This window comes from Cupriavidus taiwanensis LMG 19424, from assembly GCF_000069785.1.
GTDB lineage: Bacteria > Pseudomonadota > Gammaproteobacteria > Burkholderiales > Burkholderiaceae > Cupriavidus > Cupriavidus taiwanensis.
Map to the genome: position 1 here is coordinate 2,579,178 of NC_010528.1, position 11,250 is coordinate 2,590,427.

The 11,250-nt window shown below is 71.3% G+C and carries 12 protein-coding genes; 7 read left to right on the forward strand and 5 right to left on the reverse strand.

The annotated features are described in order from the left end of the window. Positions 1–77 precede the first annotated feature (77 nt). The 3 genes from RALTA_RS11820 to panC all read left to right on the forward strand — a co-directional run bounded on the left by RALTA_RS11820 (position 78) and on the right by panC (position 2,187). On the forward strand, positions 78–269 hold the full coding sequence (locus tag RALTA_RS11820; RefSeq protein ID WP_018008060.1) for a DUF3460 family protein: 192 nt from the start codon (positions 78–80) through the stop codon (positions 267–269). Between the two features lie 40 nt (positions 270–309). Then, positions 310–1,200, forward strand: a complete 891-nt coding sequence (locus tag RALTA_RS11825; RefSeq protein WP_012353666.1) for a segregation and condensation protein A — start codon at positions 310–312, stop codon at positions 1,198–1,200. A 138-nt stretch (positions 1,201–1,338) separates the two neighbouring features. Then, a complete protein-coding gene (panC, locus tag RALTA_RS11830) occupies positions 1,339–2,187 on the forward strand; it encodes a pantoate--beta-alanine ligase (RefSeq protein WP_012353667.1) in 849 nt (282 codons plus the stop codon). A 53-nt stretch (positions 2,188–2,240) separates the two neighbouring features. On the opposite strand, the gene RALTA_RS11835 is transcribed toward panC, so the two are convergent. Both RALTA_RS11835 and RALTA_RS11840 read right to left on the reverse strand, forming a co-directional pair. After that, positions 2,241–3,434, reverse strand: coding sequence for a PepSY-associated TM helix domain-containing protein (locus RALTA_RS11835; protein ID WP_012353668.1), 1,194 nt, complete (start codon positions 3,432–3,434; stop codon positions 2,241–2,243). Between the two features lie 193 nt (positions 3,435–3,627). Then, positions 3,628–5,151 (reverse strand): cobyric acid synthase, encoded by a 1,524-nt coding sequence (locus RALTA_RS11840; protein WP_012353669.1) that lies wholly within the window; start codon positions 5,149–5,151, stop codon positions 3,628–3,630. Between the two features lie 38 nt (positions 5,152–5,189). Between RALTA_RS11840 and cobU the strand changes: the two genes are divergently transcribed. From cobU to RALTA_RS11860, 4 genes are read left to right on the forward strand one after another with little or no spacing between them, the layout of a single operon-like run. Beyond that, on the forward strand, positions 5,190–5,894 hold the full coding sequence (gene cobU, locus RALTA_RS11845) for a bifunctional adenosylcobinamide kinase/adenosylcobinamide-phosphate guanylyltransferase (protein WP_012353670.1): 705 nt from the start codon (positions 5,190–5,192) through the stop codon (positions 5,892–5,894). Continuing rightward, the gene (locus RALTA_RS11850) at positions 5,888–6,862 is read left to right on the forward strand and encodes a CobD/CbiB family cobalamin biosynthesis protein (protein ID WP_012353671.1); all 975 of its coding nucleotides are present in this window, start codon (positions 5,888–5,890) and stop codon (positions 6,860–6,862) included. Before cobU ends, RALTA_RS11850 begins: the two co-directional genes overlap by 7 nt. Further along, entirely contained in the window at positions 6,859–7,875 is a 1,017-nt protein-coding gene (gene cobD / locus RALTA_RS11855) for a threonine-phosphate decarboxylase CobD (protein ID WP_012353672.1), read from the forward strand. The genes RALTA_RS11850 and cobD overlap by 4 nt, the downstream gene beginning before the upstream one ends. Positions 7,876–7,891: 16 nt before the next feature. After that, positions 7,892–8,797: a cobalamin-binding protein gene (locus RALTA_RS11860; protein WP_012353673.1), complete on the forward strand. Its 906-nt coding sequence runs from the start codon at positions 7,892–7,894 to the stop codon at positions 8,795–8,797. Here the strand turns inward: RALTA_RS11860 and RALTA_RS11865 are convergent, their stop codons facing one another. The 3 genes from RALTA_RS11865 to cobT are packed head-to-tail and all read right to left on the reverse strand — an operon-like array spanning position 8,798 to position 11,240. After that, complete coding sequence (locus tag RALTA_RS11865) at positions 8,798–9,379, reverse strand: histidine phosphatase family protein (protein WP_012353674.1); 582 nt, start codon at positions 9,377–9,379, stop codon at positions 8,798–8,800. After that, positions 9,364–10,203: an adenosylcobinamide-GDP ribazoletransferase gene (locus RALTA_RS11870; protein WP_012353675.1), complete on the reverse strand. Its 840-nt coding sequence runs from the start codon at positions 10,201–10,203 to the stop codon at positions 9,364–9,366. The genes RALTA_RS11865 and RALTA_RS11870 overlap by 16 nt, the downstream gene beginning before the upstream one ends. Continuing rightward, entirely contained in the window at positions 10,200–11,240 is a 1,041-nt protein-coding gene (gene cobT, locus RALTA_RS11875; protein ID WP_012353676.1) for a nicotinate-nucleotide--dimethylbenzimidazole phosphoribosyltransferase, read from the reverse strand. Before cobT ends, RALTA_RS11870 begins: the two co-directional genes overlap by 4 nt. Between the last annotated feature and the right edge of the window lie 10 nt (positions 11,241–11,250).

The window sequence follows — 11,250 nt, forward strand, 5'->3', positions numbered from 1 at the left end:
ATCCCGGGGGGCCGATACTGTAAAATCATGGCCCACTGTACCTATCTGGCGCCCGCACGGGTGCATCCCGGTTGAACATGGCCCTCTACGAATCCGATATCACCCAGTTCCTGAAGCAGCTCAAGCAAGAGCGCCCGACGCTGGAGGCCGAGCAGCGCGACGGCCGCGCCCTGCTGTGGGACAAGGCACCGATCGACCTCGAAGAGCGCGCCCGCGCCCAGGCTTCGCGCGTGGCGCAGAAGCCCTACGTCTACTCGCAGGACAACTGATCCCCGCCGCCCCCGAGCCCGAACCCGAGCCGACCGCACCATGAGCGCAGGCGACCAGGACAAGCTGCCGCTGCCCGTGGAACTGCCCGCCGTGGCGCCCGCCGCCCCGGGCACGGCCGGCCCCGCCGACATGGTCGACGGGATGGCGTTCGCGCGCCTGTACGGCGAGCCGCTGTTCAAGCTGCCGCAGGACCTGTACATCCCGCCGGACGCGCTCGAGATCTTCCTCGAAGCCTTCGAGGGCCCGCTGGACCTGCTGCTGTACCTGATCCGCAAGCAGAACTTCAACGTCCTCGACATCCCGATGTCGCAGGTCACCCGGCAGTACCTGTCGTATATCGAGCAGATCCGCAAGACCAACCTGGAGCTGGCGGCGGAATACCTGCTGATGGCGGCGATGCTGATCGAGATCAAGTCGCGCATGCTGCTGCCGGTCAAGAAGGCCGACAGCGACGAGGAAGCCGAGGACCCGCGCGCCGAGCTGGTGCGCCGCCTGCTGGAGTATGAGCAGATGAAGCTGGCCGCGCAGCGCCTGGACACGGTGCCGCAGCTGGGCCGCGATTTCCTGCGCTCGCAGGTCTATATCGAGCAGAGCCTGGCGCCGCGCTTTCCCGACGTGGAAACCGTCGACCTGCAGGCGGCCTGGGCCGACGTGCTCAAGCGCGCCAAGCTCAACCAGCATCACAAGATCTCGCGCGAGGAGCTGTCGGTGCGCGAGCATATGAGCCAGATCCTGCGCCGGCTGCAGCATGCGCGCTTCATGGAGTTCTCGGAGCTGTTCGAGGACGCGGTGCGCTCCGGCAAGGGCGTGCCGGTGGTGGTGGTGAACTTTATCGCCATGCTGGAGCTGTCGCGCGAATCCCTGGTGGAGATCACCCAGGCCGAGCCGTTCGCGCCGATTTATGTGCGATTGGCGTACAGCCCCAGCTGACCCGTCCGAACCGCCGAGGCCAGCCCCGCCCCACTTGATCTACAATCCGCCGACAGCCGGCCCAGACCGGCACGGCAGCCGCCGCGCGCCGCGGACCGGCGCCCGGGTCACCCCTACACGACCAGCACACCAAGGCAGATGAAAGTCATTTCCTCCATCCAAGAGCTGCGGGACCAGTTGCGCGGCCAGAACCGCGCGGCGTTCGTCCCCACCATGGGCAACCTGCACGAAGGCCACCTGTCGCTGATGCGCCTGGCGCGCCAGCATGGCGACCCGGTGGTGGCATCCATCTTCGTGAACCGCCTGCAGTTCGGCCCGAACGAGGATTTCGACAAGTACCCGCGCACGCTGCAGGAAGACATCGAAAAACTGCAGAGCGAAGGCGTCTACGTGCTGTTTGCGCCGTCCGAACGCGACATGTACCCCGAGCCCCAGGAATACCGCGTCGAGCCGCCGCACGACCTCGGCGACATCCTCGAGGGGGAATTCCGCCCCGGCTTCTTCAAGGGCGTGTGCACCGTGGTGATGAAGCTGTTCTCGTGCGCGCAGCCGCGCGTGGCCGTGTTCGGCAAGAAGGACTACCAGCAGCTGATGATCGTGCGCCGCATGGTGCAGCAGTTCGCGCTGCCGATCGACATCGTTCCCGCCGAAACCGTGCGCGCGGAAGACGGGCTGGCGCTGTCGTCGCGCAACCGCTACCTGAGCCCGGATGAACGCGCCGAGGCGCCGGTGCTCTACCGCACCCTGCACGATGTGCGCGACACCGTGCTGGGCGGCGACCGCGCCTCGGCCGACCTGCTGGCGGTGGAGGCCAGGGCCCGCGCTGCGCTGGAACAGCGTGGCTGGAAGCCGGATTATGTGGCGATCCGCAAGCGTGTCGACCTGCAGGCGCCGACGCGCGAGGAATTCCTCGCCGGCGAGCCGCTGGTGATCCTGACCGCGGCCAAGCTGGGCGCGACCCGGTTGATCGACAACCTGGAAATCTGAGCGGCGCATCCGCGTCCGCCAAACAAAAAGGCAGGCCCGGCGGCCTGCCTTTTTCATGCCTGGCGCATGCCGGCGCGCTGCGCCGCCTTCACGACATGCCGCTGGTGGCCGCGCCGCCGCTTCCACCAGATCAGCACGCCGGTCACGGCGAAGGCCAGCGGCGCCAGCCCGAACAGCGTGATGAAGAGCCGCCCCGGCAGGCCGAATGCTTCGCCGGTATGCAGCGGAAACTGCCAGTTCAGCAGCGTGTCGCCGGCGGGCGCCTGCTGCGGGTCGCGCACGCCAAGCGGCGCACCGGTCCAGGCATCGAGCCAGAGCCGCGTGGCGCCGGTGTGCTGGCGCACTTCGCCGGGCTGGCACAGCCGGATCTCGAAGGCGTCGCCGGGCTTGCGCGGGAAGCCGATGCGGGTGACCTGCGCGTGCGGGAACTGCGCGTGCGCCGCGGCCATGATCTCGCCCGCTTCGAGCGGCCTCGCGCCCGCCGGCGCAGGTGCCGAGGCGTGCTTGACGGGCGGCGTCACCGTCATCACCCCCGCCACGATGGGCGTCACCCACTTCGGCAGGTTCAGGTACCAGCCGGAAAACGCGATGATGGCCAGCACCGGCGCGGCCAGGATCCCCCCCGCACGGTGCAGCGAGTAATTGAAGCGCGACCATGAGCCGCCATGCGTGATGCGAAACGCCTGCACCACCGAGCGCAGCTTCATCTTGGGCCACCAGGCGGCGACGCCCACCAGCGTGGTCAGCAACAGCAGCATGCCGGCCACGCCGGTGATGGTCTTGCCGGTATCGCCCGCCAGCAGGTAGCGGTGCAGATGGAACAGCGTGGGCAGCAGCAGCCGGCGCGACAGCCCCGCCTCGCCCCAGACACGCTCGCCCTTCACCGCCAGTGTGACCGGGTCGACCATGACCTGGCGCGAGCGCCCCGGCACCGCGCCGTCGGGCCCCTTGACCGGATACCAGGCGATAAAGACGCCGTCGGCATGGGTCGGCAGCATCAGCAGGTTGGGTTTGCCGTAGGGCGGCGCCGCCAGCCGCTCGGTCACCGCCTGGACGGTGTCCGGAGTCACCGGCGCCGCCATCGGCGCGGAAGCCACCAGCAGGTCGGGATTGAGCCAGGCATCGAGTTCATCGCGCCAGGCGATGGTCATGCCGGTCAGCCCCATCAGGACGAACAGCAGGCCAAGACTGAGGCCGATATAGCGATGGAGCTTGACGAGGACGACGCGCAGGCGGCCGGTAACCATGACGGGGTAGAGTACGTTGAGCGGACGCTGCAAGGCGCGGAATATGGCGGAAAAGCCATCTCAGCGCCATGATGCGAATGCGAAGGATTCGCGATTCTAGCAGGGACTTTTCACGCCGCTATACGCATCGCGGCCGCCTTAGTGCCGCCTTAGTGCCGCCTTAGTGCCGCCTTAGTGCCGCCTTAGTGCCGCCTTAGTGACGCAATGGCGCCAACAGTGCCGCAAGGTCGAGGTGCGCCGCCATGGTGTCGGCCAGGCGCTCGATCGACGCTTCGCGCAGCGCGTCGAGATCGACGGCCTGGGCCTGGTCCAGTCCGGCCCAGCGCAGCAGCGCCTGGCACCCGCCGGGATCGTCGAACAGGCCGTGGACATAGGTGGCCAGCACCTGGCCGTCGCCCGAGCGTGCCCCGTCCGGCCGCAGGGTGCCGTCGCCGCGGTCCAGCCACAGCGCCGGCTGCTCCAGGCCCTTGCCGCTGGTGACGCCGAGGTGGATCTCGTAGCCGCGCACCGGCGCGCCGGCCTCGGCCGTTTCCAGCGCCAGCCGGCCGCGCACCTGGCGCAGCTGCTTGTCGGCGGCCAGCGTGGTTTCGTAATCGAGCCAGCCCAGCCCCGCGCTGCTGCCGGCAGGGCCTTCGCGGCCGTCGGGGTCGTGCACCTGACGCCCCAGCATCTGCATGCCGCCGCAGATGCCGACCAGCTTGCCACCATAGCGCAGGTGCCGCGCCAACGCGACGTCCCAGCCGTGGGTGCGCAGGAACTCCAGGTCGCCGCGCACGTTCTTGCTGCCGGGCAGCACCACCAGGTCGGCGGGCGGGATCGGCCGGCCCGGGCCGACAAACTGCAGGTCCACCTGCGGATGCGCGCGCAGCGCGTCGAAGTCGGTATGGTTGGCGATGCGGGGCAGCACCGGCACAATCACGCGCAGGCGCTGCGCGCCCTGGCCACCATCGGCCTGCGCGCCGATGATGGCATCCTCGGCATCGAGGTGCAGGCCGTGCAGGTAGGGCAGCACGCCGAACACCGGCTTGCCGGTACGCGCCACCAGCCAGTCCAGTCCCGGCTCCAGCAGCCCGATATCGCCGCGGAAGCGGTTGATGATGAAGCCGGTCACGCGCGCGCGCTCGCTGTCGGACAGGCAGTCGAGCGTGCCCACCAGGTGCGCGAACACGCCGCCGCGGTCGATGTCCGCGACCAGCACCACCGGGCAGTCGACCTGCTCGGCAAACCCCATGTTGGCGATGTCGCGTTCGCGCAGGTTCACTTCCGCCGGGCTGCCGGCGCCCTCCACCAGCACTACCTGATAGGCCTGCGCCAGGCGTGTGTGCGAGGCCAGCACGGCCTTCATCGCCTCGGGCTTGTAGGCGTGGTAGGCGCGCGCGTCCAGGTCCAGCCGCGCCCGGCCGTGGATGATGACTTGCGCGCCGGTGTCGCTGCTGGGCTTGAGCAGCACCGGGTTCATGTCGGTATGCGGCGCCAGCCGCGCGGCCTGGGCCTGCAGCGCCTGGGCCCGGCCGATCTCGCCGCCGTCGGCGGTGACGGCGCTGTTCAGCGCCATGTTCTGAGGCTTGAACGGCACCACGCGCGTGCCGGCACGGGCCAGCACCCGGCACAGGCCGGCGACGATGGTGCTCTTGCCGGCATCGGAGGTGGTGCCCTGGACCATCAACGTGCCGCGCAGGGCACGCGGCGGCTGGAATTGCGTAGCGTCTGGTTGCATCGCCGGATTATCGCACCGCCCTGCACGCGGGCCGTGCCATGCCCGGATGCGGCGGCTACAATACGCGGATGGAAACCCCGGCCATCGCACCCGCCACCGCGTCCGGCACCGCCCCCGCCGCGCAGCCGCGCGCAGCCGCCAGGGGCACTGGCGGCCGCCAGCTGACGCTGGTGCTGGGCGGCGCCCGTTCCGGCAAGAGCCACTTTGCCGAACAACTCGCCACCGACCACGCCACCATCACCGGCGGGCCGGTCACCTATATCGCCACCGCGCGCCAGGACCCGGCCCATGCCGACCAGGAACTGGAAGTCCGCATCGCCCTGCACCGCGCGCGCCGCCCCGCCGACTGGCGCCTGGTGGAAGAGCCGGTGCACCTGGCCGACGCGCTCTATGCCAACGCGCGCCACGACGGCTGCATCCTGGTGGATTGCATGACGCTGTGGATCAACAACCTGCTCTTTCCCGATGGCCGCAGCTACCCCGAGCACGGCGTGATTACGCCGCCGGCGGCGTTCACCGAAGAAATCGAGGCGCTGCTCAACGCGCTGCCGACGCTGCCCGGCCACGTCATCCTGGTTTCCAACGAGATCGGCTTCGGCGTGATCCCGATGGGTGCCATCACCCGCTTCTATGTCGATGAACTGGGCCGCCTGAACCAGAAGCTGGCCGCCGCGGCAGACTGCGTGCGGCTGCTGGTGGCGGGCATCCCGGTGGCGGTAAAGGGCCCCGATCCCGCATGCTGATGCTGGCCTGGCCGGCATGCGTGGCAGCGGCATGGATCGGGACACTGCTGGACCGCTGGCTCGGCGAGCCGCGGCGCTGGCATCCGCTGGTCGGCTTCGGCCGCATCGCCGCCGCACTGGAACGCCGCCTCAACCCACCCCCGCAACGTAGCGCGCCATGGCGCCAGCGCCTCGCCGGACTTGCCGGCTGGTGCGTGCTGGTGCTGGCGCCGGCGGCGCTGGCATGGTGGCTGGTCGCCGCGGCGGCGAGCTGGCATCCGCGCGCCGCACTGGCGCTGCATGCGCTGGCGCTGTACGCGGCGCTGGGCGCGCGCAGCCTGCACCAGCATATCGCCCCGATCGCCGGCGCGCTGGCCGTAGCCGACCTGCCCGCGGCGCGCGCGCTGACCGCGCGCATCGTCTCGCGCGACACCGCCGATGCCGACACCGAAGCACTGGCCCGCGCCGCCTGCGAATCGGCGCTGGAAAACGGCAACGACGCAGTGTTCGGCGCGCTGTTCTGGTTCCTGGTCGGCGGCGCGCCGGCCGTGATCGTGTTCCGGCTGGCCAATACGCTCGATGCGATGTGGGGCTACCGCACGCCTCGGCTGGTGTATTTCGGCTGGGCCGCGGCGCGCCTCGACGATGCGCTCAACCTGGTGCCGGCACGGCTGACCGCGCTGTCGTATGCGCTGCTCGGCGCCACCGCGCAGGCACTGCGCTGCTGGCGCACGCAGGCCCCGGCATGGTCGAGCCCCAATGCCGGCCCGGTGATGGCCGCGGGTGCCGGCGCCATTGGCGTGCGGCTTGGCGGCCCGGCGCGCTATCACGGTGAAATCGAGCCACGCCCGCCGCTGGGCGCCGGCTCCGCGCCGCAGGCAGCGCATGTGATGGCCTGCCTGCGGCTGGTCGAACGCACGCTGTGGCTGTGGCTGGCACTGGCAGGCGCCAGCGCGCTCGCCGCACTGATGGTATCCGCACCGGCATGAACACCACCCTGCCCCCGATCCGCCATGGCGGCGACCTGCTGGCCGCGGTGCGCCGCTACGGCCGCCCCGCCGACGACTGGCTCGACCTCTCCACCGGCATCAACCCCGATGGCTATCCGGTGCCGGCGCTGCCGGCGCACGCGTGGCAGCGGCTGCCGCAGGACGATGACGGCCTGGCCGAACTGGCCGCGGCGGCATGCGGCGCGCCCCATGCGCTGCCGGTGGCCGGCTCGCAGGCCGCGATCCGCACGCTGCCGGCGCTGCTGCGACCGGGCCGCGTCGGCATCGCCGCGCTGGGGTACAGCGAATACGCGCCGGCGTTCGCTGCCGCGGGGCATACCGTGGCGCTGCTGGACGAAGCGGACTTCACGCGGCCCGAGCTGACCGACACGCTCGATCATCTGGTCGTCGTCAACCCGAACAACCCGACCGCGCGCGTGCTGCCCGCCGCGACGCTGCTGCGCTGGCATGCCGCGCTGGCCGCGCGCGGCGGCACGCTGCTGGTCGACGAAGCTTTTATCGATTGCCTGCCGGGCGCTTCCGTCGCCGCGCACAGTGAAAGCCCCGGGCTGGTGGTGCTGCGCTCGATCGGCAAGTTCTACGGCCTGGCCGGCATCCGCTGCGGCTTCGTGCTGGCGCAGCCGGCACTGCTGGACGCGCTGCGCGCGCGCCTGGGCCACTGGACCGTCGCCGGCCCGGCGCGCGAGGTGGCGCGCCGCGCGCTGGCTGACGCGGCGTGGCAGCAGGCCACCCGGGTCCGGCTGCAGGCCTGCGGCGCGCGCCTGGCCAGCATGCTGGACCGCCACTGCCTGCCGCCGGTGACGCACCCGCTGTTCTGCTGGGTCCCGCATCGCGACGCCGCGCGGCTGCACCACGGCCTGGCGCAGCACGGGGTCTGGACCCGCTATTTCGATGCCGCCGGCGGCTGCGCCCCGAGCCTGCGCCTTGGCCTGCCGCCGGACCAGCCTCTCGCCTGGCAGCGGCTGGACGCGGCGCTGGCGGCCGCTGCCTGACTCTCTGACGCAAGCCATGCCGAACCGCCTGATCCCGCTGATTGCCTCCGCCCTGCTGCTGCCAGCGCTGCCCGCCGCTGCCACGGTCTCCGCCATCGACGACACCGGCCAGACCGTGACCCTCGCACAGCCGGCGCGCCGCGTGATTTCGCTGGCGCCGCACGTCACCGAGATGCTGTTCGCCGCGGGCGGGGGCGACCGCATCGCCGGCACCGTCAGCTACAGCGACTACCCACCGCAGGCGCGCGAGATCGCGCGCGTGGGCGACAACAAGGCGCTGGACCTGGAGCGCATTGCCGCGCTCAAGCCGGACCTGATCGTGGTGTGGCGCCACGGCAATGCGCAGAAGCAGACCGACCGGCTGCGCGCGCTCGGCATCCCGGTGTTCTACAGCGAGCCGCGCCGGCTGGCGGCAATCCCCGACACCATCGAGAAGCTCGGCACGCTGCTGGGCACCGAGGCCACCGCGCGGCGCGCCGCCGACGGCTTCCGCCAGCAGGTGGAAACGCTGCGCAAGACCTATGCGGCGCGCCCGCCGGTCACCGTGTTCTACCAGGTCTGGCAGCAACCGCTGATGACGCTCAACGGCCAGCACCTGGTCAGCGACATGCTGACGCTGTGCGGCGGACGCAACCTGTTCGCCGCCGAGGCGCCGCTGGTGCCGACCGTGTCGGTCGAAGCGGTGATCGCGGGCAATCCGGAAGCAATGGTGACGGCGGGGATCGGTGCCACGCGCTCGGACCAGCCGCTGCCCGATTTCGAGATGTGGCGGCGCTGGAAGCAGGTCACGGCAGTGGCGCGCAACAACCTGTTCGTGATCGACGGCGACCTGATCAACCGTGCCGGCCCGCGCGCGGTCCAGGGTGCCGCACAGATCTGCAAGGACCTCGACACCGCGCGCAGCCGGCGGCCCGCGCGCTGATCAGCCGGCGCGGTTCCACCAGCTTAGCCGCGCCGCGCCCTGCCCCAGCCGGAACCCGCAGCTGGCGCCGAAGCCCAGCTCCCAGTCCACCGTGGCCGCCAGCGGCACGCCCAGCCAGTGCGCCGCCAGCATGCGCATCGGCCCGGCGTGGCCCACCACCCAGAGGCAGCGGGTACGGTCCGCGGCCAGCGTCGCGGCCCAGCCGACGACCCGTGCCATCGCCTGTGCCGGCGATTCGCCGCCATGCGGACGCGCATGCAGCAGGTCGGCCGCCCATTGATCGAGCGCGCCGCGGTCGATCGCATCCCAGGCCACGCCCTCCCAGCTGCCGAAGTCGATTTCGCGCAGGCCGGGTTCGGTGTCGATCGCCGGCACGCCGCCCGGCCATGCCTGGGCCAGTGCCTGCGCCGTGCCCAGCGCGCGCGCCAGCGGGCTGGCAACGATGCGATCGGGTGCCGGCAGGCCGGCAACGATCCGTGCCGCGGGCGGCGTCAGCGGCGCCAGCAGCGGCAGGTCGAGGCAGCCATAGCAGGTACCCGCCGGCACCTGCGGCTGCGCATGGCGGATCAGGACCACGTCCATGCGGCGGCCACCAGGTAGAGTCCGATCTCGGCGCATTGCTGGGCCATGCCGAGGCAATCGCCGGTATAGCCGCCGATGCGGCGCACGAAGTAGCGGCCGAGTAGCAGGCGCAGCACCAGCAGCGTCCCCACCGCCGCCGCGCAGAACCCTGGCGACACCAGCCACAGCGGCACCAGCCCGCACAGCAGCGCGAACACCAGCCCAGCGCCGGCCAGCTTCTGCGCCACCGGCTTGGCCTTGCCCTCGGGGCGCACGTAAGTCAGCGTGGCGAGATAGCTGACCGCCATCGCGCGGCTGGCGGCATGGGCGGCAACCAGCACGGCTAGCAGCACCGCCATGCCGCCGCGCCCGGCGATCGCCACCAGCAGTTGCCACTTCAGCAGCAGCGCCACCACCAGCGCGATGGCGCCGAACGCGCCGATGCGCGAATCGTGCATGATGCGCAGCACGTCCTCGCGCCGCCATGCGCCGCCGAAGGCGTCGACGCAATCGGCCAGCCCGTCTTCATGGAAGGCGCCGGTCAGCAGCAGCGTCGCGGCCATGCCCAGCAGCACGGCCACGCCGGGCGGCCACCACAGCGCCGCGCCCCAGGTGGCCAGCGCGCCCACGCCGCCCACCAACAGCCCGACCAGCGGAAAATAGCGCGCGGCGGCGTGCAGGTAGTGCGGCTCGAATCCGACCCAGCGCGCCAGCCAGCCGGGCAACGGCACGCGCGTGAAGTAGCCCAGCGCCGTCAGGAAATAGCGCAGTTCGCCGGCCACGCCAGCGGGGCTGCGTGGTCCGGCCGGTTCGTGAATGGGCACCGGGTCGGTCGGCGCGCTCATGGCGATGCGGTGCTGACGCCGGCGCCGCTGAAGGTGGCCATCTCGTTCAGGAACGCTGCGGCCGAGGCCAGCAGCGGCCACGCCAGCGCGCAGCCGGTGCCTTCGCCCAGGCGCAGGTCCAGCGCCAGCAGCGGCGCGGCGTCGAACTGCGCCAGCAGCGCACGGTGGCCGCGCTCGTGCGAGCAGTGCGTGAACACGCAGTACTGCAGCACGTTGGGATCCAGCCGCTGCGCCACCAGCAGCGCGGCCGTGGCGATAAAGCCGTCGACCAGGATCACCATGCGGCTGGCCGCGGCGGCGAGGAAAGCGCCGGCCATCATCGCGATCTCGAAGCCGCCGAAGGTGGCCAGCACGTCCAGCGGCGCCTGCGCATCGGCATGCCGCGCCAGCGCGCCGGCCAGCACCTCGCGCTTGCGCGCCAGGCCGGCGTCGTCCAGGCCGGTGCCGCGCCCGATGCAGTCTTCGAGCGGCAGGCCGGTCAGACGCTGCATCAGGCAGGCCGCGGCCGAAGTGTTGGCGATGCCCATCTCGCCGAAGCCGATCACGTTGCAGCCCTGCTGCGCATGGCGCAGCACGCGCGCCATGCCTGCGGTCATCGCCGCGGCGGCCTGTTCCGGCGTCATCGCCGGCTCGTTGGCGAAGTTGCGGGTGCCGTCGGCGATGCGGCAGTTGACCAGCCCCGGCGCCGCCGGCAGCGGCACGCGCACGCCCGCATCGACGATCTCCAGCGCAATGCCGTGCTGGCGCGAGAACACGTTGATCGCCGCGCCGCCGGCCAGGAAGTTTTGCACCATCTGCGCCGTGACCTCGGCCGGATAGGCGCTGACACCGGCATCGGCCACGCCATGGTCGGCGGCGAACACGATCACCGTGGGCCGGCGCAGCACCGGCCGCGCGGTGCCCTGGATCAGGCCCAGTTGCAAGGCCAGGGCTTCAAGCCGGCCGAGCGCGCCGAGGGGCTTGGTCTTGTCGTCGATGGCGGCCTGCAGCACGGGGCGCAGGGCATCGTCGAGCGGAGGAATTTCGGGAAACTGCATGATGCCTGGA